Source organism: Sedimentitalea todarodis (assembly GCF_032595355.1).
GTDB classification, from domain to species: Bacteria; Pseudomonadota; Alphaproteobacteria; order Rhodobacterales; family Rhodobacteraceae; genus Sedimentitalea; species Sedimentitalea todarodis.
The window spans coordinates 40,207-64,434 of record NZ_JASMWN010000018.1 but is presented as its reverse complement, the minus strand read 5'-3'; the positions used below and the strand labels follow the sequence as shown (position 1 = coordinate 64,434).

The 24,228-nt window shown below is 62.0% G+C and carries 6 protein-coding genes; 4 read left to right on the top strand and 2 right to left on the bottom strand.

All coding sequences use genetic code 11. The features are described 5' to 3' along the window. Positions 1–5: 5 nt before the first annotated feature. The gene (locus tag QO231_RS19220) at positions 6–3,182 is read right to left on the bottom strand and encodes a 2Fe-2S iron-sulfur cluster-binding protein (protein ID WP_316780201.1); all 3,177 of its coding nucleotides are present in this window, start codon (positions 3,180–3,182) and stop codon (positions 6–8) included. 293 nt (positions 3,183–3,475) lie between these two features. Here QO231_RS19220 and QO231_RS19215 point away from each other — a divergent pair, with 293 nt between their 5' ends. The 4 genes from QO231_RS19215 to QO231_RS19200 all read left to right on the top strand — a co-directional run bounded on the left by QO231_RS19215 (position 3,476) and on the right by QO231_RS19200 (position 23,139). Further along, positions 3,476–4,276, top strand: a complete 801-nt coding sequence (locus tag QO231_RS19215) for a crotonase/enoyl-CoA hydratase family protein (RefSeq protein WP_316780198.1) — start codon at positions 3,476–3,478, stop codon at positions 4,274–4,276. Positions 4,277–4,307: 31 nt separating this feature from the next. After that, positions 4,308–5,648, top strand: a complete 1,341-nt coding sequence (locus tag QO231_RS19210; protein ID WP_316780194.1) for an MmgE/PrpD family protein — start codon at positions 4,308–4,310, stop codon at positions 5,646–5,648. 511 nt (positions 5,649–6,159) lie between these two features. Then, positions 6,160–13,512, top strand: a complete 7,353-nt coding sequence (locus tag QO231_RS19205; protein WP_316780190.1) for a SpvB/TcaC N-terminal domain-containing protein — start codon at positions 6,160–6,162, stop codon at positions 13,510–13,512. Between the two features lie 42 nt (positions 13,513–13,554). Beyond that, positions 13,555–23,139, top strand: coding sequence for a Tc toxin subunit A-related protein (locus QO231_RS19200; protein WP_316780187.1), 9,585 nt, complete (start codon positions 13,555–13,557; stop codon positions 23,137–23,139). A 180-nt stretch (positions 23,140–23,319) separates the two neighbouring features. On the opposite strand, the gene QO231_RS19195 is transcribed toward QO231_RS19200, so the two are convergent. Beyond that, a complete protein-coding gene (locus QO231_RS19195; protein ID WP_316780185.1) occupies positions 23,320–24,192 on the bottom strand; it encodes a LysR family transcriptional regulator in 873 nt (290 codons plus the stop codon). Between the last annotated feature and the right edge of the window lie 36 nt (positions 24,193–24,228).

Here is a 24,228-nt window from a genome sequence, read left to right as displayed (position 1 = left end):
GCGGTCTAAAGATCCAGTATGACCGTGCCGCCGGCCCGCACTGCACGTGACTGGCAGGTGATGATGGATGTCTCGCGCTGCTTGCCTGACAGAACGAGGTCGCGATGCTCCACCTCACCCGCCAGAAGACCGCATTTGCAGACTCCGCAAATCCCATCGGAACACTTGATATCTATTGCAAACCCGCTGGCCTGAAGCACATCGGCAATGCTCTGATCGGCGGGGATATCCAGATCGCGCCCCGATTGGGCAAGATGGACGCGGAATGGGTGGTTCACATAGTCCGGTACTTCAGGAACCGAGAAATACTCAAGATGTCGGGCCTCGTCCGGGAACCCGGCCTGTTCCGCACGCGTCATGACCGCTTGCATATAGCGGTCGGCGCCACAAGCATAGAACTGCGAGCCGGTCTGATAGGTGCCGATCAGGTGATCAAAATCGGCGCGGCTGCCTTCGTCCGAGACATGCAGGCGCACCCGTTCGCTCCAGGGGAATCCCGCCAGATCAGACAGGAACCCGGCCCTTGCACGTGATGGGATCGAATAGTGCAGCTCGAACTCCGCCCCCTTGGCGTGCAATTCATGGGCCATTGCGATCATCGGTGTGATGCCGATGCCGCCGCCCATCAGAAGGTGACGACTCGCAGGCTGTGCGATTGGGAAATGATTGATGGGACGCGAGATGAAGATCCTGCGCCCTTCCCGGAATATCCGATGCAGCAGCCGCGATCCGCCGCGTCCTTCGTCCTCGCGCAACACGGCGATCTGATAGCGTGACCGATCCGCCGGGTCGCCCGACAGTGAGTATTGGCGCAGAAATTCCGGAGCCACCACGATGTCGATATGAGCACCCGCAGTCCATTCCGGCAGTTCGCCCCCATCGAGGGACCGCAGTTCGTATTTGGTGATGCCCGATGCCATTTCCTGCGCCAAAGTTATTTCGACATGCAGGACCGGGCTGGTGACATCGGCCTTGTATTCATGGGCCAGCCCCTCGGTCTGACCGGCCTCGAGCCGTTTTTGATACGCCTCGGCGGTGATCATCGCCTGATAGGCTTCGATGCCCTGGTCGCGGTTCATCGGGAACGGATAGGCATAAGGGTGGGGGGCCAGATTGGCGGGATAGACCGCCAACGTCTGATCCTCGTATTTGAGGTCCAGATCCTTTTGCAACTCGCGATGATTGACCGGTGTTGGAGTTGGGTGATAGCCGCCGTCCTCGCCCAGTTCCAGATCCCACCACCATTTCTTGACAGGATTGATGGTGCCCTTGTCAAGTGCATCATCCAGCCACGCCAGCAGAGGGGCCGCCGATGGCATGTTCATCGCTGCCCAGCGAAACGGCTTTTCGATGAACAACCCCTCAAGGTTCCACGGGCAGGTTTTCATGCAGCGACCGCACATCGCCCCGCCCGGCTGGGTGACCCGGTAGGTGGTGCATTTCTGGCTGTCGGATTTCCAGATTTCGTAGCCATTGAACATCAGCTTCGGCCCGGCGGTGATCGCGCCGGACGGACATTCACGAGCGCATTTGTTGCAGGATTCGCAGAATTTCTGCAGGCCGAAATCAATGGGCTGATCATGGGCCATCGGCATGTCGGTAGTGACGGCACCGGATTTCAGGCGCGGGCCGAGGAACGGGTTCAGGATGACCTCGCCAATGCGGCTCACCTCTCCCAACCCGGCAAGCAGCAACAGGGGCGGTTGCAACACTTCGCCATCCATCACCGTATGCGCCTTGGCCTTGTAGCCCAGATTGCGCAGTTGCTTGGCGATCACACCGCCGATCAGCGAGAACCGCAGATAGGCCCGCATCGATTGGCTGACCGCGATCCAGTCATCGCCGCTGGCCCCTTCCATGGTTTCAAAGCCCTGATCGATAATCATCGAAACGGCCTGATCATGCTCGGGCACGATCGGCGCGCCGAGGGCGTCATGGGAATACCAAGTCCAATCCGGGCAGGCCGAAAGCCCCACCGCATCCGCGCCCAAAAAATAGCTGACCGTCTTGAGGTTGTCGGCGTTGCGTTGCGGATCACTTGTTTGCCGATCGGGCGCAGGCTCGCCATCCTGCAACAGGGTGAACGCGCCCAGCAGGCGGCGTTGCGCAAAGGACGGGGCGGCCTTGCGCACGTAATGCCCGCCCTTGGCGCTGTCCTGAAGGCGTTTGCCCATTTCGCCGAATTGCGCGCGTGCGAACATGTCGGCCCGCTTTGGAACGCGTGCAACACGATCTTCGTCGATGTAGGTCGTAGGTTTTGCGACCCGTCGCAGCGTTTCGAACGGGTGGCCGCCCTCGGCAAAATCACGATTTTCAAACGGGTTCTCTGCCAGCGCAGAGCGCTTTATCAACGGTTTGTCGCCGCTCGAGGGTGCAAGGGGCAGATCGGTCTGCATTTCAAATTCTGTGGTCACGACGGCGATGGTGAACCGGGATCCGACGAACGGGTTCACCAACGCGCCATCCTGCATAGCGGCCAGTCCGGAAGCGACGGCCAACTGGTTTAGGCAAACATCCGATGTGCTTTGGGTGTGGGCCTGTGCGTCCCAGCCCAGAAGCCGGATGTAATTGGCCAGCACGATCGCGATTTCCGATGCGAGGAGACAGCCCCGATGGTCCTGCGCGTTCCGGATCCAGTCCGCGCCACGTTCATCATCACGCGGGTCGCGCTGGTGTTCGATCAGGATCACCAAAGCATGGCTGTGGGCGGCAATCGATTTTGACGGGGCCTCCATCGACTCGCGCAGATCGGCCATCACCATGTCAATGCCGGAAGCCAGCGTTTTCGTCTGTTGCGTCTTCAGCGTGTGCGCAAGCCGGTCAATATCGGAATTGCGAAAGGGCTGCTCCAGAAGTGACTGCGCGGGCAGCCGGGCAACCCCGACCATGGCGGCGTCGGCAAAATGGCAAAAGGCCTTGATATGATTGGCCCGTTCAAGCGGATCATCGGGGCAGGTGGACTTGCTCGTGTTGACAAAACCGCCACGGATCGCATCCATCACCGCCTGATGATCCCGCATCGCATTCACAATCGATTCCGGATCGTCTTTGCGATCAAATGACAGTTGCCGCGTTGCCGGAACACCCGAAAGATCGGGCAGGTCCGGCGTCCGTTTCAGCGTCTCAAGCGGAAACCGACCGAGGTGAACCGGGCGCCTTGCGTTGGAAAGGAAACGGGCCAATTGTGCACTACCTGACTGCTGAGCGTGTCATGATTTGCGCCAGACTATGCGGGAAACAAGGCCGCCACAATGAGGGGAGGGCAGGGTCTGCATCCCCAGCCGCCGGTCAGAAACTCCCGGAACGCATCGACGGCTGCGACACACCATGCCATCCTTTGCAGGTCCGGCGACGATGTTGCACCATACAGGCATTCAATAGCCTATACCTTCGGGAATGAATGGCCACTCAATCCAAGCGGCAAGGGACCAAAGCGCGGACTTTCCGCTGCCGTCACAACCACGGGAACTGCACAATGACCGAGAAACTTCTCTATGATCAGGACGGACATGTCGTCACGATTACGTTCAACATGCCCGAAACACGCAACGCCTTGACCGACATGGACCTTTGCGCCGCCATTGTCGACGCGATGCACAGGATCAACAACGACGCTTCGGTTCGCTGCGCCATTGTCACCGGGGCGGGCAAGGCGTTTTCATCGGGCGGCAACCTCAAGCACATGCAAGAGAAAACTTCGATCTTTGGCGGCGATGCCATCGATGCCAAGGACGGATATCGCAACGGGATCCAACGGGTCGCCAAGGCGATGTGGGAATGCGAAGTGCCGCTGATCGCAGCGGTCAACGGGCCGTCCTACGGGGCTGGCTGCGACACCACCTGTATGTGCGATATCCGCATCGCCTCGACCCGTGCAACATTTGCCGAGAATTTTGTTCGCGTCGGTCTGATTTCCGGTGATGGCGGCGCCTGGCTGCTGCCCCGCCAGATCGGGCTGTCGCGTGCGGCCGAGATGACCTTTACCGCCGAACCCGTTGATGCCGAGACGGCACTGTCATGGGGGCTGGTGTCCAAAGTGGTCGAACCGGATGAATTGCTGAACGAGGCGCGCGATCTGGCATCGCGGATCGCAAAGAACCCACCTCGCCACCTGCGCATGGCCAAGCGGCTGATGCGCGAGGGGCTGAACAACCGGCTGGACACGGTTCTGGAACTTGCCGCCGCCTATCAGGGGGCCTGCCACCAGACCAGAGACCACGAGGAAGCCGTCGCGTCACTGCTTGAAAAACGCGACGCAGAGTTCACCGGTCGCTGACTTCAATTTCACCTGCGCAGAGGCCAGAACAATGGGCACCAGGTTTTCGGATTTCCTTCATGACACCAGGTATGATGATCTGCCCGAGGATGTCCGGGCCTTTGCACGGCGCTGGCTGCTCGACCTGATCGGCGTCGCAGCCGGCGGCAGCAGGACCGACTTGTCGCGGGTGATCCGGGATCACGCCGCCGCGCATTTCGGAGCCGGTGCGAGACCGGCCCGCATGCTGTTTGACGGTCGCCCCGTCAGCCCGGCAGGTGCGGCCCTTGCAGGGGGCATGACAATCGACGCTCTTGATGGTCATGACGGCCACAAGCTCACCAAGGGTCATGTAGGATGCGGGATATTGCCCGCGTTGCTCGCCATGTCGGAGGCAGAACGCCGGACCGATGGTGCCGAGTTTCTGACCGCGCTTGCGATCGGCTACGAAATCGGCACCCGAGCCGGCATTGCGTTGCATCGTACCGCATCGGACTACCACACGTCCGGGGCCTGGACCGCAGTGGCCTGCGCAGCACTTGGTGCTCGGACGCTGGGACTGGACAGGAACCAGAGCCGCGAGGCCATTGGCATCGCCGAGTATCACGGCCCGCGCAGCCAGATGATGCGCTGTATCGATCATCCCACCATGGTCAAGGACGGATCCGGTTGGGGGGCCATGACAGGTGTATCGGCAGCCTATCTTGCGGCGGATGGGTTCACCGGGGCACCCGCGATCACCGTCGAAGGCGAGGAGGTTTCCGACCTCTGGTCTGATCTCGGCGAAAACTGGCGCATCTTCGAGCAATACTTCAAACCCCACCCGGTTTGCCGTTGGGCACAACCCCCGCTGCGTGCCGTTCTGGATTTGCGGGCCGAGCACAATCTGACCTCCGATCAGGTCGAGCGCATCGAGGTTACCACCTTTCACCAATCGCTTCGACTGGCCGTTCGTCGTCCATGCTCGACCGAAGAAGCACAGTATTCCACTTCTTTCCCCACGGCAGTGGCCATGGTTCGGGGAGATGTCGGGCCCGAAGATGTCGCTGCCGGAGCGTTGACCGACCCCGAGATCCTGCGCCTGTCAGAAGGCATGATCGTGACCGAGAGCGATACCTACAACACCGCGTTCCCGGCCAACCGGATCGCTCATGTTTCGCTGGTGCTGAAAGATGGCCGACGGCTGACATCTCAGCCTACCGAGGCCCGCGGTGATCCCGAAGCCCGGGCATCGCTGCAAGAGCTGCGCGAGAAATTCCATGCCTGGACGACCCCGGTGATCGGGGCCCGGCGAAGTTCGGCGATTTCCGCTGCGGTCGACGCGCTTGGAAGTGGCGTTGACGACATGCTGCCAGATCTGCTTCTTACACCCGCAGACGGACCTGATACATGAACGATACCGTTCTTTACGGAACGCCCGCCCGGGTGGAGTAGACGCAAGGCCACCAAGTCACGCCTTTCCTGTATGACAGTGCCCACCGCGTGCTTGTTGCTGCCATCGCAAGTGCCAGTCCGATCTAGTCGCTCGGTTTCGCTAGGAAGCGGATGCACTCAAGGCCGCACCGGTTTGCCGGCGCTGGAGAGTTCACTGTCCAAAGCCGGGGCATGATCAAGTAGTGGCAGGTCGCAAATTCTGGTCACGCGGTGCTGCACAGCGCTGAAGCGCATCTGAGCAAGGAGTCGCAATCCTGGCTTTCGGTTCTGCTTCGAGGCGATTTGTGGTATCCTGCGACACGTCCGCCAGCAATGATCCACGTGTTGTGTTTTTTCAAGCCGCTGGACGGACCTGTTCCGCCGAACACGGGCATGGTGGGCCGCCGGATACGGCGTTGTGCATTGATCCCGCCACAGCAGGATAGTGGGATCCCGATTTCTCCCGCTGCGATCCAGGAAGGATTGGAACCGTGTCCGAGACCCGCCCTGTGTCCAGCCCGATGGACGCCAGCCCGATGGATGCCAGCGCCGGCACCAGCACCGGCACCAGCACCGGGGCGTCCCGCTTCACCCTGCCGGAAACGACACTTCCCGAAGGCGGCGGCGCGATCCGTGGTCTTGACGAGCGGTTCGCGGTCAACGGTGCCAACGGGACCGCAACCTTTTCGGTGCCTTTACCGGTGTCGCCAGCGCGCGGTGGCGAACCTGCGCTGACGCTGTCCTATTGCTCCGCGGCTGGCAATGGTCCCTTCGGCCTGGGATGGAGCGTCGATATCCCTTCGGTCTCGCGCCGGACCGATCGCGGATTGCCGCAGTATCGCGATGCAGAGGACAGCGACACATATGTGATCGCGGGGCTTGAGGATCTGGTCCCTGCGCGCGATGGATCCGGCGCCTTGATCGAGACAACGCTTGACGACGGGGCCAGTCAGAGCCATCGGGTGCGGCGTTACCGGCCGCGCATTGAGGGGTCGTTTTCGCGGATCGAGCGTTGGGAAAACCTTGCGAACGGAGTTCTTCATTGGCGCGTCAAGACACGCGACAATATCACATCGGTTTATGGTGCCGGCGCGGCAGCTCGGCTGGCCGATCCCGAGGCGCCTGCCCACATCTTTCGCTGGATGTGTGAACGGCGCTATGATGATCGCGGCAACCTGACACTCTATGAATACAAGGCCGAGGATGGCGTTGGCATCGCCGAGACGCCTGCCGATTTCCACCGCCTGAGCGGTGCGGCGCCTGCCGCTCAGATTTACCCCAAGCGCATTCTCTATGGTAACCGCACGCCGTACACGCCGGCTGATCCCTTGCCGGGAGACGAGGAGTTCCGCTTTCAGACCGTGTTCGACTATGGCGAACATGACGATGCGCCTCTTGTTGCTCTGGGGGGCGGGCAGCTTGGCTATGGCGCTGATCCGCAACCCGGTGATGACGGCACATGGGATGTGCGTTCAGACCGGTTCTCGGCATTCCGAAGCGGCTTTGATATCCGGACCTATCGCCGATGCCGGCGGGTGATGCTGTTTCACGCCTTCGATGCGCCCGAACTGGTGCGCTCGGTCGATCTCGACTACGAGGATGCGTCCGGTCTGTCGCAGCTGACCCGGGCCACGACGCGCGGCTACATCCGCGGTGGCACGGGCTATACGGCGCGCGCGATGCCATCGCTGTCGTTCGACTATGCAGATCATGCGTGGCAGGCGGACGTGCGCGGGTTGGGCAGCCGTGACATCGCCGGTCTGCGCGCGGGGCTTGCAGACGACGCACGGCTGTTCATCGATCTCTACGCCGAGGGATTGCCCGGGATGCTGACGCGTCTGGACACCACGTGGCATTACGCGCGCAATCGGGGTGGCGGGGTGTTCGGGCCACAGGAACATCTCGACCCCTTGCCCGCGTTGGCGACAGGGGCCAGCAACCTGGTCGATCTCGGTGGCGACGGCCGCCAGCGACTTGCAAGCCGCGATACTGGCCCGCGCGGACACTACACGCTGGAACAGGACGAAACCTGGAGCGCGTTTGTCACCATCCCGAAATCCGTGAACAGATCTGCGGATACACCTGATGCACGCGCCGTCGATCTGACCGGTGACGGGCAGCCTGATCTGCTCATCACAGAGGGGGAGCGCCTCGTCTGGTATGAGAGCCGGGGCGTGGAAGGCCACGCCCCGGCGCGTGTAGTGGACCTTCTGGATGACGAGGTGCGTAATCCGCGGGTGGTCTTTTCAGATCCCGAGCAATCAGTGCTGCTGGCCGACATGACCGGTGACGGGCTCAACGACATCGTTCGGGTGCGCAATGGGGCGATCTGCTACTGGCCCAATCGCGGCTACGGACGGTTCGGATTGCGGGTGGAGATGGCGGATGCGCCTCTGTTGGACGCGCCCGACCAGTTCGACCCATCGCGTCTCAGGCTTGCCGATATCGACGGCACCGGCCCTTCGGACCTGATCTATTTGACCAGCCGCGCCCGGATCTGGCGCAACCTCTGGGGCAATGGCTGGATAGAGGCTCCGATCCAGATCGCGGGCCTGCCCCATCATGCCGACGCCCGCATCGAAACGGCGGATATCTATGGGCAGGGGACGACCTGTCTTGTCTGGTCGTCGGGCCTGCCTGCGGATGCCGGGGCACCGTTGCGCGTGATTGATCTGATGGCCGGGCGCAAGCCGCATCTGATGACGGGATACAGCAACGGATCAGGGGCCGAGGTCACGGTCGAGTATCGCCACTCTACGGCGTTTTATCTTGCTGACCGTGCCGAGGGGCGTCCCTGGCTGACAAAGTTGCCCTTCCCGGTCCACCTGGTTTCGCGGCTGCAAACCCGCGATCTGGTGGCCGAAACCGCGCGGGTCGAGACGTTTTCATATCATCACGGTCACTACGATACCGTAGATCGGGAGTTTCGCGGTTTTGCGCGGGTGGACCGGCGCGACTCCGAGACGGCCAGCCATTTCAGCGCCACCGACGGAGGAACCCTGCCCGATCCTTTGGATCAGGCTCCGGTCCTGACCCGTACGTGGTATCATACGGGGGGAGGACCGGATGCGCGCCACCTGCCGCTGGGCTTGCGGGCCGAGTTCTTCCGCGATCCCGCCCACCCCGAACCAATTCTGCCGCCGATTGATCTGTCGCCGACCCTCGACGCTGAAGACGCGCGCGAAACCGCGCGAGCCTTGAAGGGCAAGACACTGCGCGAAGAGGTCTATGCCGAGGACGGGACGCCGCGTGCTGCAATCCCGCTGACGATTGCCAATACCCGCCACCGGGTGACCCACGTGCAGGCTCGGGCGGGCAACGTGCCTTCGGTGGTGTTTTCGACGGCAATCGAGACCTTGACGCTGCATGTGGAACAGGGCCTGTCCGAGCCACGCCTGTCGCATACCCTCACGCTGGCCGAGGATGCCTATGGCAATCCGGTGCGCACCGCGAACGTGGTCTATCCGCGCGCCGCTGCCGATCCCGCTGTCCCTGCGCAGACCCGGGCGGAGCAGGCGCGGCTGCGCATCACCAGCCAGAACACAGGCTATTCCAATGAAATCGACACCGATACCGCCTATCGGCTTCCCGTCGCAGTTGAGGAACGGAGTTTCGAGATCGCGGGCATGGCGCCTGCGGGCGCGCTTTTCGATTTGATTGCGCTTGATGCGGCCATCAACGGGGCTGCGGAAATCCCGTATGAAACCTCGCTGTCGGGCGCTCCCGAACGTCGTCTGATTTCAGCCATGCGCACCGAGTTCTGGGATGATACCGGGACCGTCGCATTGCCCTTTGGCACCATCGCGGCCCGTGTGCTCGCCCGCCGGAGTCTCGCACTGGCCTTTACGCCGGGTTTGCTGAGTGAAGTCTATGGCACCGATGTCGACGCGGCGACAATGACGGCTGCCGGTTACCAGAGCATTGGCGAAGAATGGTGGCGTCCGACGTCGGTCGTCCGCTATGGCCCGTTCTTTCAACCGGCCTCGGTCGAATCCCCGTTTGGAGATGTGGCCAGCCTGACCCGTGACCCGGACGCCCTGATGGTTGAACGCCGCATGGACTTTGTCGGCAATGTCTCGCAATTCATCAACGATCCGCGCACCTTGTCGCCCGTCGAAAAGATCTCACCCAATCTCAACCACACACAGATCCGTACCGACGAGCTGGGTTTCGTCACCGCCACCGCGCGGCTTGGCAAGGGGGCCGAGGGCGATACGCTGGCCGACCCGACCGTGCGCCACAGTCATGACCTTGGGGTGTTTGCCGCGACGGGCCGCCCCAATTTCGTGCGGACCGAAACCAGAGAGCGACATGGCCCCGACAGCGCGATGCGGGTCAGCATCGAATACACCAACGGGGCAGGCGGGGTGCAGATGGCCAAGCGCGAGGCCGAACCGGGGCTTGCCCGGCTGCGCACCCCCGGCGGCGTTGTCGAAATCGACACGACCCCCGCGCTGCGTTGGATCGCCTCGGGCCGTATCGTGCAGAACAACAAGGGCAATCCGGTCAAGGCCTACGAGCCTTATTTCTCGCCCGGCCCGGACTACGAGTCCGAACTGGATTTGGTCGAAGTCGGCGTGACCGCACTCAGGCAATACGATGCCCTGGGCCGCGAGATCCGGACGGACTATCCCGATGGTACCTTCGAGCGGGTCAGCTTTACGCCGTGGCTCGTGGTGCGCCATGATCGCAACGACACGGTGCTGGACAGTGACTGGTACGCGACGCGCGGCGCGCCCGACCCGGATCTCGATCCCGAACCGGTGCTTGCGCAAACCCGTGCCGCCTGGCTCGCCGCCGCCCACGCGGATACGCCAACGCGCGAGCATTTCGACTCGCTGGGCCGTTCGGTGGCGACGGAAACCGACCCCGGTGGCGGCACGACGCAGACTGTGCACACCGTCATCGACATCGCGGCGCGCAGCCGCGAAGTCATCGACGCGCGCGGCAATTCGATCATGCGTTATGCGTTTTCGATTACCGGCGAACGTATTGCCCAAGACGGTCCCGACAGCGGTGCACGACGGCTGTTTCCTGATGTTCTGGGCCGGGTGCGTCTGGGTTGGGACAGCCGCGGTCACAGGACCCGGACCGAGTATGACGCGCTTGACCGGCCGGTGCGAAGCTGGCTCAGCGTCAACGGTGGCGCAGAGGCCCTGGTCTCGCGACTGGAGCATGGGGACGGCCCGGATGCTCCCGCCGATGCCGTGGCGCGCAACCTCCGTACGCGGCTCTTCCGCCGCTTTGACCAAGCCGGGCTGCTGACCCACGAGGCATTCGATTTCAACGGCAACCTGACCCGCATGGCGCGCCGGCTTGTGTCTGCGACCATCGGTGTCACCGACTATGACCGGCCCGATCCCGAAACACTGCTGGAAACAGAATCATTCGTAAGCGAAACCGCCTATGACGCGCTGTCGCGCCCTGTCCGGATCAGCACTCCCGCCAGTGCCACAATGATCGCCTCGGTGGTCACACCCGGCTACAATGCGGCGCAGGCGCTCGACCGGATCGACCTTGCTGTGCGCGGCGAACCAAGCCAACCGCAGATCACCAACATCGACTATGACGCGCACGGCAGGCGCACGGCGGTCGACTATGCCAACGGGACGCGGACCGAGCAGAGTTTCGATCCGGACACTTTCCGCCTGACGCGTCTGTTGACTGTGCGCGGTACGACGCCCCTGCAGGATCTGGGATATACCTATGATCCCGTCGGCAACATCACCGAAATTCGCGATCTTGCGCAGGAGGACGTCTATTTTGCCGGTGCGGTCGTGGATTCGCAAAGGCGGTTCCGATACACGCCGCTTTATCGCCTCGCTCAGGCGTCGGGCCGCGAGCATGTGGGGCTGAACCGCCCTCCGGGGCCGGAGGACCCCACGCGAAGCGGTCTCGCGCATCCCGGTGACGGCAATGCGATGCGGTCCTATGTGCAGGACTTTGATTACGATGCGGCGGGCAACCTCTTGGAGATCGTGCATCGCGCCGGCGTCGGTGCCTTTGCCGAGCAGTGGCGTCAGACCGTAACCTATGCCGCCGGATCGAACCAGTTGACCGGGACCGCCGCCGGGGGGATCATCGAGAGTTTTGCCCATGACAGCCATGGCAACATGGCGCTGCCCCATCTCGACATCACCGAATGGGACCAGAATGATCGCCTGCGCCGGGTGGTGCGTGGCACGGCCGAAGCCCGCTATACCTATGACGCGGACGGCACACGGGTCCGCAAGACCGAGATTCGTGGCTCGGTTCGCGAAGACCGCCTCTATCTTGGCGGGTTCGAGCTTTTTCGACGTCGCACCGGGACCCGGCTCGAGATCGAGCGCGAGACGGTGCACCTGATGGACGGCGAAAGTCGCTTTGCATTGGCCGAAACGGCAACGACCGACGCGGCCGCGCCGGCGGGTGTCGGGGTGACGCTGATGCGCCTGCAGTATCACGATCATATCGGCTCGGCGGCGCTGGAGCTTGACGGGTTCGGGGCGGTGATTTCCTACGAGGAGTACTACCCTTTTGGTGCGACGTCCTATCAGGCGGGGCGCGATGCGACCGAGACGCAACGCAAGACCTATCGCTATGTCGCAGCCGAACAGGATGACATCACCGGTCTCTACCACATGGGTGCGCGATACTATGCGCCGTGGCTGGGCCGGTGGACGGCCAGCGATCCCGCGGGACTTGTGGATGGCCCCAACCTTTACCGATACGCCCGCAACAATCCGATGCGGATGAGCGACAGGCAGGGTACGGACCCTGATGATGAGGTCGATGTCGGGCCGCTGCGGCTCAGGAACATCCGCATCGATGTCTCGGGCGGGGTCGGGACCACACCGGGTGGTTTCCCGATGTTCCTGCCGCCCCGGCCCGGCCCCCGGCTGCAGTTCTCAAGCTCGCTCAGCCTCGCGCCGATGCCGCCGTCGCTGCCGATGGATGTGCCTTCGCCGGACGAGTTGCCGCAACGGCGGACCGAGGATGCGGACAGTGACGGTGACAGCGGCACTCCGGTGCGCGCCGAAGCGTCGGCGGTCATCTCTTCGGATGCGCAGGCAGGAACGATCACCGCCAGTACCGAGGCCTTTGGACTGGTGGGCACCGTCGGATCCGGTGTGTGGGCCTCGTTGCACGCGACTGGCACATTTACCGCACCGACGCCCGACAGCCCTTCGATTGACCCGTATCTGTTTGCCCGAAATGCAACGGGGCAGGGTCGGTTTTTCGGGTCCGTGCAGGTGCCCGGACTCACGCTTGGCACCTATTCGGGTGATTTTACCCTCAGACCCCGTGGCCAGTTCGGTTTCAACGCGGAAATCGGCACCATCGGTAACATCGCGCGCCTTAATCTCGATGGCTCGGGGCAGTTGCGCGAAGGTGGCGTGGATCTGGAAGCGACCGGTCAGCTTCGGCTCTTCGGGTATCCGCAGTTGCGTCTCAATGTCGAAGGTTCGATCGAGAGCACGGGTGAATACAGCTTCACAGGCGGTGCGCAGGGGCTGATTTTCCCGACTCCGCTGCCCATCCCCACGACCTATGCCTTTGGCAGCTTCAGCGCGTCATCGGCAGAGGGTTTTTCAGGGCAGGCACATCTGATCGGACTGGGCCCGCTCATTCCCTTCCCTGATGTTACCGATCCGGCGCCTCTGCCACCGGCGGCGCGGGACTTCATTAATCCACCGGCGGATCCGTCGATCCGGCCATTGGTGCTCGGCTATGGCTTCTTCGACTACCGCGGCGGACGCTTCAGCGGTGTCTCGGTCGGAGCGGTTCTGTTCGAAGACTCCGGAGAGGGTGGCAATCCCATCGGTGTTCCCGGCCTCGGCGGTTCCGCCGTGGTCGCGTTTTGACGGCGCAGTTCCATGCGCAACTAACAAATGGAGGTCGCTCCCATGCCCCTGACACGTACGCTGACCATTGGAATGCACGGCGAGGATGTCGCGCGACTGCAAAAGGCGTTGCGCGCGCTGAACCTGCGTGTCGAGGACCGCGAAGGCATTTTCGGCGACAGCACCCGCCGCGCGGTTTTCGACTTTCAGCGTCGCCTGCAACTGCGTACAACCGGCAGTTTCAACCCTCTGGACCTGGCCGCGCTTGTCACCGCATTGGGAAACGACCCGTTTGGCGGTCGCGACACCAACCCGGACACTCCCGATCCCAACGACCCAAGGGGTCCCGACACCAATCCGCCCCGCACCGAACGGTCCGAGTTGATCGTGACCGGCCTGATCCTGCATCCCGATGGCAAGCCGATCCGCGAAGCGGTCGTGGCGGGTGTCTCCAAAGGGCTCGTTGCGGCGGATGACAAGGATATCGGGCTCGCGCGGACGGATGCGGAGGGCCGATATACGCTCAAGACGGCGGTCGACTCCGGAGGCATCGATCTGGTGATCGAAGTTCGGCCGCCTCGGGGCGGTGGCCGCCTGACCCGCTCGCCATTGGTTATCGGGGCGACGGGCAATCGCACGGTGGACCTGGTGGTCAATGCCGCCGGTGCATACCCGGCCCAGAGCGAGTACGACGAGATCGCGCGGCGCCTCTCGCCGTTGATCGATGGCGTGAACGATCCCGCGCAGCTCGACACCGACTCTGTCGCCATGTTGCATGCCAAGACAGGAATCTCGCCAATTCGCATCTCGCATTACCTCAAGTCGCAGGCGTTCGCGCGCCGTGGCGCAGCCGATGCACAAATTTACTATGGTCTTTTCCGTGCGAACCTTCCCGCCAACGGACCGGCGCTGGCGGCCATCGAAGACGGGGTGCTGGCGCGGGCGATCCGCACGGCGTCGGAGGCTGGGGTCATCTCGGCCAAGATCGCCGACGCAGGCGAGAAGATCGACGAACTGATAAAGTCCGTAAACGCCGCCGAGATCACGACCATCCTTGATCAGCCCGATCTGAAAAGCGGTGTGCCCTCCTTTGCCACCTTCATCGGATTGAGCGGGCTGAGCCGGGACGGAAGGCGCAGTTTCGTGGAACTGGTGCAAAGCCACACAGGCAGAACCGAGGATTTCTGGAAGAAGCTCGAATCCGAGCCACGGATCGGTCCCGCTGGCCGCAAGCAGATCGAGACCACCGCGCGGCTGAGTGTGCTCACGCTCGGAAATACCGCGTTGATCAAGACCTTGTCCGAGCGCCTGTCGGATGCCGATGACGCGGACCCGTTGTCCTCCCTCGTGTCACTGAGCCGAAGCGATTGGGAAGACATCGTGAACGGGCCGGGGCAGGGCAGCTTGCCACCGGGGTTTGCCGTCAGCGGCAACAAGAAACCGCAGGCAATTTATGCTCGGATGATGGCAAGGATGATCGAAGATGCCTATCCAACCCAGACCTTTGCCGCGCGCCTGCACGAGAGAGATTTCGACGGGGCAGACGTGGTTTCGCGCTTTCTGCGCAACAATCCCGGCTTTGATCTGTCCTCGAAATCCGTGCGCAGTTTCGCCGCCGAGCAGGACCTGGAACTCGACGCCAAGACACGGGGCGCGCTGGAAGGCGTGCAGCGCATTTTCGCACTGGCGCCACGGTTTGAACGCGCCGAGGTCATGCGGCCCATCCTGGCACGCGGGCTGACGTCGGCCTACCAAATCCGTGCGATGGGCGAGACGCAGTTCATGCGCAGCTTTTCCGAGCCGCTCGGCCAAACCACGGCACGCATGGTCTTTGAGGGCGCACAGTCCAAGACGGCGCTCGCCACCACGCTGTTTGGTCGCTACGGGGCGGGTTTCAACAGTGTTGCCATGAATGTGCTGCCGGCCTGGAACATCCCGGCGATCCTCGGCGAACTGGCTGCCGCCTTTCCGACTGTCGACGAGGCCACATGGGAAGGGCTCTTCGGCAATATCGATTTCTGTGCCTGCGAGCATTGCAATTCGGTCTACAGCCCTGCGGCCTACATGGTCGCGCTCCTGAAGTTCCTACGCGATCGCGGGCTTCTGGGCGCGCTCGATTCCCGCCGCGCCGAGATCGGCGCGCTGCACCTGACCTGTGACAACACCAATGTCACCTTGCCTTATGTCGACCTGGTCATCGAGATCCTCGAAGGTTTCCTGACCGACACAGCTGCCGAGCACAACACCACCGGCGATGTCCGTGACCTGCGTGTGTATCCGGAACACATCAATGCCGATGCCTATTCCCTGCTTGAAGGTGAGGTTTATCCCTGGACCTTGCCGTTTTCACTCTGGACCGAAGAAGCGCGCAGCTATCTTGGCCCGCTCGACACAACGCGGACCGAATTGCTGGATGTGTTCAATCCGGTGCCGCGCCCGGATCGCAGTCCGGCAGACAGGCTGGCCGTCGCCATCGAACACCTCGGCCTGACAGAAACCGAACGCGATCTCGTGCTGAACGGTGCTTTCAACGCGTCGCACTGGGGTGGCGTGGCCTTGGGCAATCTTCGCACTGTTCAGACGCTGATTGATGTTGCGCGTATCGGGTTTCAGGAATTGAGACAGCTTCTGGACAGCCGCTTTGTCAATGCCGCAGGTACCTTGCAGATTCAATATGCCGTGGGTGAGGGCGTCGATGCCAGGATCAGTTGTGATCTGTCGGTCGCCCGGATCGAAAACCTTCAAACAGGTGATCTGAACCGGATCGAGCGGTTCACCCGGCTGCGCCTCAAGCTGGGCTGGTCGGTCCATGACCTTGATGTCGCGCTGGCCGCAGCGGGCGGATCGCTCGATGCAGGCGCGCTGGTGACACTGTCTGATCTGAAATGGCTGCACGAGACATATGGGACCTCTCTGCCTGTGTTGTCCAGCTGGATCGCCGATCTCGATACGCGCGACTGGTTGGACGAGGGTGACAAGACCCGTGTCTCGACTTACGCCGGGCTATTTCTCAACCGCACCATCGGCTCGGCAGAGGACTTGGCACCGTTCGAACCGGGCGCGTTGGGGGCTGGGGATATGGGCGATCACGAGGCCGCGATCCTGGCCGCCCTGCGCATCATCACCGCCGAAGAACTGTCGCAAATCCGGGACCGGCGGCTTGCCGACCCCACCTTGTCGCTGGCCAATCTTTCGGAACTGCACCGTATCGCGACGATGAAGCGCGCAATGGGGATTTCCGTCCGCGATCTGCTCGACCTTCTGGAATTGTCCGCGCTCGATCCTTTTGGTCCCGGTCGCCTTGATCAGGCGCGGCGGCTGAAAGAACTGCTCGATCTGGCCGACGAAACCGGCTTTGACATTGCTGAACTGACCTATCTCTTCCGCGACATACATGAACCGCCTGCAGCTTTCGTGCCCACTGACAGCCAGATTACGGTCTTTCTGCAATCGCTGCGCGCCGGTTTGGGCCAGTTGCACGAAACCTACCGGATACAGCCTGACCCGACGGGCGATATCACCGGCCAGATGCTTGCAAGCGTGGTTGATGCCGCAGATTTACCTACGGTTCTTGCGGTGATTGACCTGACCGCAGATCCTGCCGACCTGCCCGCCGATCTGACGGCAAGTCTCGATCAGGCGTTCACGCCCTTCATCGCGGACGCGCCGACGCGGGCGGCCATCGTCGCACGGCTTGTGGATGATACCGATCCGGGTTTCCTTTTTCCCGAAACACAGCGGGCCGAGCGGTTTGGGCTTGTACTGGGTGCCATGGCCCCGTTTCTTGAGCGCATCGCCAGCGTTGCGCTGGTCAAGACCAGCTTTGCCGGTTTTCTGGGCGTCTCAGACGCGGCAAGCGACAGGTTGCTCAGGCTGATGCACTCGACCTTGAATGCCGGCGACCCGGCCAGCGCAGCGTTCCTCGCCCCTGCATTTGCGGCGGCAGATACAGAGATCGACGCGGGCACCTATCCCGACCAGTTCATGATGGTCCGGCGTCTGTTGAAGGCCGGGCTTATCGTGCAAAAACTGGGCATCCCGACCGAAGACCTCGAAGAGCTGTTTGCCTCTGCCGCAACCTTTGGCTGGATCGATTTCAACAACCTTCCGCTGAGCGAGGCGTCGGGCGCGTCGGGCTTTGCGGCGTGGGCCAACACAGCCAGTCTCTACGCGATGACCGACCGCGCGCCTGCGGCCGAAACTTCTCTGCTGCCGTTGGTTCTTCAGGCCGACACCGCAGGCGGCGGCGGGAGTCTTGGGGCGTTTATCGACACCCTGCACACCCGTCTCGGTTGGCCACGTCCGGAAATCGAGGCGTTCGTGGATGGCACCCATTTTGATATGGATGATTTCGATGCCGATTGGCAGGGCGTGAACGCGCTGCATAACCTCTTGCGGCTGGAAGACGCCTTTGCGATGCTTGGCAAGCTTGGCGTCGCGCCCGCGATGGCGTGGACCTGGACAGACACCACCGTCACGCGACAGATCGCGATCAGCATCAAGCAGGCCGCCCGCGCCAAGTACCAGCCCGACCAGTGGTACGACATAGCCGAGCCGGTGCGCGACCGCCTGCGCGACCGGCAGCGCGCAGCTCTTGTCGAAGCGGCGATCCGGCGGCTGAATTCTCCACGAATCCGGGACAGCGAGGATCTCTACAACCACTTCCTGATGGACGTGGAAATGAAACCCTGCTTCCATACCTCGCGCATCGTTTTTGCCACCGGCGCGATCCAGACCTTTGTGCAGCGCGTCCTGATGAACCTCGAAGACGCCGCATCCTTGTCCAACGCGGATGCCGAACAATGGAAATGGATGAAGAACTACCGCGTCTGGGAAGCCAACGTGAAGGTCTTCATCTCGCCTGAGAACTGGATCGAACCGGAGTTGCGGCTGGACAAATCGCCGTTCTTCCAGGCGCTTGAGGATACACTTCTGCAAGGCGACGTTACGCTTGAAACTGCTGAGTTGGCGTATCAGGAATATCTCGAAAAGCTCGATGAGGTGGCCAAGCTTCAGGTCGTCGGGGTCTGGCGCGAAAATGACACCAAGACCCTGCACGTGATCGGGCGCACGGCGTCCAAACCCAACAAGTATTTCTATCGCCGCTGGGAAGAATCCCGCCGCTGGACACCGTGGGAAGAAATCCCGGTCGAGATCGAGGCCGAGGTCGTCCAACCGGTGATCTACAACCGTCGGCTATACATCTTCTGGTTCGTAACGTTGGTGAAGGCCGACGAAGAGGTGCCTGCTCCGGATACGGGCCAAAAGCCCAATCGCTACATGGAGATCAAGCTCGCGTGGAGCCAGTTCCGGCAGCGCAAATGGTCGGGCAAGCGGCTGACCGATATCTTCGTCAAGACAACGCGCTCGCGCAGTGACACCGTTGTCACCCTGAAACAGGAATACTGGCGGCCGACGCCGGTCATCAGGCCGAACGGCGACCTGCTGATCGCGGTACAGGCCACGTTCAGCGGTCTGGCGGCATGGCTTGACAGCAACTATCTGGACGGTCCCACTGCGTTCCGCTTTGTCCATGACGGGGATATCTCGCTTGACCGCTATGGCGATGCGGACACCCATCAATTGCCTTTCGTCGCCAAGGACGAGGTTTTTCCCATTGGCTTTGCCGAACGGGCGGATGGCGGATCTGCGCTGAGGCTCAGGGGCTACAACGGCACTTATCAGAACGTGCTGGACGATGCGCCCCATGATTTCCGGCTGACCACGCCGCTGCAATATACGCATTGGACGTCGGCGGCCCCGCTGTTTTTCGAGGACAAATACCGATCCTATGTCATCGTGCCCCGGCATGTCTTCGGTCACACGCCCGGTTTCGTGGGCGATCTGACCATGGACGTGCGTCCCGAGATCTTCATGGAGCTTGATGATCTCGTGCGCGTGAATGACCTCATCAACGGTGGAGTCATTGGCCCCCTGCCGGATCCCGATCCGGTTTTTGGGCCGGATATTCACATTCGGGGCGCCCGCAACCCGGCCCGTGACCGGCTGCCAGGTATCGGTGGCGCGAACCCCGGCCCGGACCAGATGACTGCAGGCGTGCGCGCGATGCGGCAGGTGATCGGCACCGCGCAACCATTGCTGGTTCACGATATGGCGACGCCGGTCTTTGGTGGTGACGTGGATGTGGACCTGATGACCGTCCGGCCCGATTTTCAGGGCGGCTCGAACCCGCTGTTCGCGCTGATGTCGGATGACGGGACTGCGCGTGTCAGCCCGGTGGCCCGGCTCTTGCGTGGCGACAGCGGATCCGAGAACTTTACCATCGCCGCCGGCGAGATGGCGATTGCGGCGGGCGTGATGAATATGGCGTCGTCGTCCGGCATCTGGACCTTTCTTCCGCAAAAATACCAGTACACCAGGTATCGTTTCATCAATTTCCACCATCCCTATGTGCCGATGCTGGTACGACAGCTCAACCGCTATGGAGTCGAGGGCGTGCTGAACCCGAGAGAAGGCGGCCCTGCAGACAGCCTGCGCCGACAGCAAACCCGCGAAGCATCGAACCGGGAGTTCGACGATATCTACGAACCCGGCCAGCGGCTTGATACGTCCAACCTGCCGGTCGAGGAATTCGATTTCGAGTATGGGTCGCCGATGTCGGTCTACAACTGGGAGCTGTTCTTCCACATTCCGTTCATGATCGCGAACCACCTGAGTCAGAACCAGCGGTTCGAGGATGCCCAGGCGTGGTATCACTTCATCTTCGATCCCACCGACAATTCCGAAGTACCGCTGGCGATGAACCCCTATCGGTTCTGGAAGGTGAAACCTTTCTACGAAAACACCGATATCCGCACCGTCGAGGACATGCTGAGGCTTCTGTCGTCCTCCGATCCGGGGGAACTGACGGCGCGGCGCGATCTTGAGGCTCAGATCAAGGACTGGCGCAAGAACCCGTTCCAGCCGAATCGCATCGCAGAGCAGCGCCCGGTCGCCTACCAGAAGGCAATCGTGATGAAGTATCTCGACAACCTCATCGACTGGGCCGATCAGCTCTTCCGGCAGGATACCCGCCAAAGCGTGCGCGAGGCGACGCAGATCTATGTGCTGGCTTCGGGGATGCTGGGCAAGGCACCGAACAGGATACCGACGCCCGCAGGCACCAAGACCATCGGCGGCAACACTGTGCACAGTTTCAATGATCTTGCGCCGCATCTCAACGATCTCGACAATGCGCTCATCATGCTCGAGACCGTGTTGCCTCCGGCAGAGCTGCCGGGGTCCGACCCTGCCGGCGGGCTGGGCGTCGCGACCGAGTTTGCCGCGCCGGGCATCGACGATGGCGGTTCCGGCCCCGGGTTTGGCGGCCCGGACGGGCTTGCAGTCGGGGAGGTGCCCGAAGATCCGCCCGCGCCGGAGATCGTAGGGTCGACCCTGTTCTTTTGCGTTCCGCCGAATCCAAAACTGTTGGGATACTGGGACACCGTTGCGGACAGGCTCTTCAAGATTCGCCATTGCCTGAACATCGAAGGAGTCGAACGCCAGCTTGCCCTGTTCGCCCCGCCCATTGATCCGGCGCTTCTCGTGCGGGCCACGGCGGCGGGCCTCGATCTGGGCTCTGTCCTGTCCGATCTGGGAGCCCCGCGTCCGCACTACCGTTTCCAGCCCATGTTGCGCACGGCGCTTGACCTCACCGCAGACGTCAAGGCGTTGGGTCAGGCGCTTCTGACCGCGCTTGAAAAGCGCGACGGAGAAGATCTGGCGCTCTTGCGCCAGCGTCATGAAGAGGTCGTGCTGAAATCTGTTCGTGCGGTGCGCAGGCTTCGGATCGACGAGGCGAAAGAAGCCCTGTCAGGGCTGAGAAACAACCTCGAGGGCATAGAATTCCGCAAGAATTTCCACGAAACCCGCAATCCGCGCATCCCCAACGAAACCCTGCATATGTCAAAGCTCGAGTTGGCGGACACGTTCGACGAAGTCAGCCGGGCAACCTCGCTCGTCGCATCGGCGCTCGCCGCGATCCCCGAGTTCGATGTCGGGGCGGAGGGCGGGTTCTCCTCGCCGACCGTGAAAGTCCAGTTTGGCGGCGCGAACCTGTCCAAGGCGGCTTCGCTGGCGTCGCAGATCCTCGGTGCTGTGGCCTCGTCCACGCGCAACAACGCCCAACGCGCTTCGATCCGCGCGACCTATGACCGCCGGCAGGAGGAGTGGGATTTTTCCGCAGCACAAGCGGGATTCGACGCGCAGAACATGGAAATCCAGATCGCCGGGGCCGAGGTGCGCCTTGCCGTCGCCGAGCGCGAACTGGAAAACCAGGAACAGCAGATCGAGCAGAGCCAGGAAATCCATCGGTTCATGCGCGACAAGTTCACCAACCGCGATCTCTACAGCTGGATGGTGAAGCAGGTTTCGGGACTCTATTTTCAAACTTACCAGCTTGCCTACGATCTTGCGAAGCGGGCCGAGCGGGCGTTCCAGCATGAACTGGCCGACAGCGATGCCAGTTTCGTCGGGTTCGGTCACTGGACCGGGCTTCGAAAGGGGCTGGTGGCCGGCGAGAAACTGCAGCTTGACCTGCGCCGCATGGAGACCGCCTATCGCGAGCAGAACCGCCGCGAATTCGAACTGACACGCCATTGCTCGCTCGCTCAGATCGATCCTGCGGCGCTGATCCAATTGCGCCAGACCGGACGGTGTGAGTTCGAAGTACCGGAGGCGTTCTTCAACCTCGATCACCCGTCACATTATCTGCGCCGGTTAAAGTCGGTCGGCGTGACGGTGCCCTGTGTCACCGGTCCCTATTCCGGTGTGAACGCGACGCTGACGCTCTTGCAGAACCGCATCCGGCGCAATTCGGTGAATGCCGATCAGCCCTATGCGGGGCCGAATGATGCGAACTTCATCGTCAACACGGGCGGCATTCAGTCTGTTGCGATCAGTTCGGGGCGTGATGATGCCGGGCTGTTCCAGCTCAGTTACCAGGACGAACGCTATTTGCCGTTTGAGGGTGCCGGTGCGGTTTCGCGCTGGCGGATCGAACTTGCGGATCCATTCCGCGGATTTGACTATGACAGCATTTCTGATGTGGTTCTGAAGATCGCCTACACCGCGCGCGAGGGCGGACAGGCGGTTGCAGCACCTGTCATCGCGGCGCTTGATACGCGTCTGGGCGAGATCGTGAACGCTACCGCTGCCACGGGTTTGTATCGCCTGTTCCAGCTGCGACGGGATTTCGGCACCGTGCTGCATCATTTCCTACATCCTGCCGGGGCAAATGATCATGCCGCAGAGTTCGAACTGTCGGTCGATCACCTTCCCTATGTGTTCCGGGGACGGACGATCGACATCGACAATGTCACGATGGTGCTGGAACTGACCGACCCGATGCTGCATGAAAATGGCGCGCCGTTTGCCCTGACGCTGCAGCGCGCGGGCGGCGCGACGCAGGCGCAGGATCTGCTTGCGGCGGGCGGGGCCTTTGGGGGGCTGCCGCACGCGGAGTTCACCAACAAGCTGGGCACACTGTCGACAGCAGAAACCTGGAGCCTGAGCACCCCCTCCGCAGCGGTCTCGGCCCTTCCAGCGGGACTCAGGACGACGGTGGATGTGGGCGGAACGGATGTGCCGCGGATCCGCGCGGATCTGGTCAGGGACATTGCCATTCTGATGCATTACACCGTCAGCTGAGCGGGAGGGCAGCAAGACGGCCATTTGTCGATCAGTGCGGCCTTTCAGCCGGAGGTTTCGGGGGTCCCTGATTGTCTGCGCTGACCGAACGGGTGGTCGTTTCCGATAGGTCAATGCCAAAATGCGCGATCAATTCAAAGCATCGCAATACCTTCGCATCCGGATACCAGAGAACGCCTCTCACACCACGAGCCTGTTCCAAAATGCCATTGCTGCGGGATTCAGAGTACGCTCCGGGTTTGCGATCTTGAGCAAGGCGCGGCGAACGGGCAAATCCGGCGGGGCGAAAAACGCGAGTTCTTGGGATTGTTCCTTGATCGTGGAATGCGGCAGGATGGTCGCGCCAAGGCCGCGCCTGACAAACGACAGAAGCGCGGTGGTGTTTCGCGCCTCCAGGGTACAGGTCAATAGCAATCTCTGGACGGCGGGATCGCCAACCATCTGGCACAACGGATTTGCGATCAGGGACTCCCTTTCCAGAATGTCCCAACCAAGGTGTTCCGCGCCTGATCGGGCCGCGCGGGCGATTTCCCCGTCTGCGCGGCTGACAATGCCAAGATCGTCGTACATGATTACGCTGGCGTCATTGGTCAGGCCGTCATCGGCAAATGCCGAAACGATCCCGATGTCCGCCTCTTCATACCTGATCCTGCGATGTACGGCCGCTGAATCGACGTCGCTGATTTCCAACCGCACATCGGGATAGCTCACACGAAAGCTCATCACCATTTCAGGGAGAAGCGTCACCGTCGCCGAGGGCACGGTCGCGATGCGCACGGTTCCGGCATTCGACTTGCGGTGCCGCTCTATCGCATCAAGGCTGCGGGCAAAGGCATCGGTGGCCCGGTTGCTTTCTTCGAAGACAAGACGGCCCAGCGTCGTCAGCCGGTTCTTGCGGTCGGTTTCGAAGAGCGGTGCGCCGATGTGGTCTTCGAGTTGCGCGAGCATCATCGACACCGCCGAGGGTGTCCGCCCCAGTTCTTTCGCCGCACCACTCAGGTTGCCCTGTTCCGCGACAATGCGAAACACCCGAAGCATTTCCAGCTTGATCATATTTCAGTTTTCCTGAAGCAAGTTTCAATACTTCCA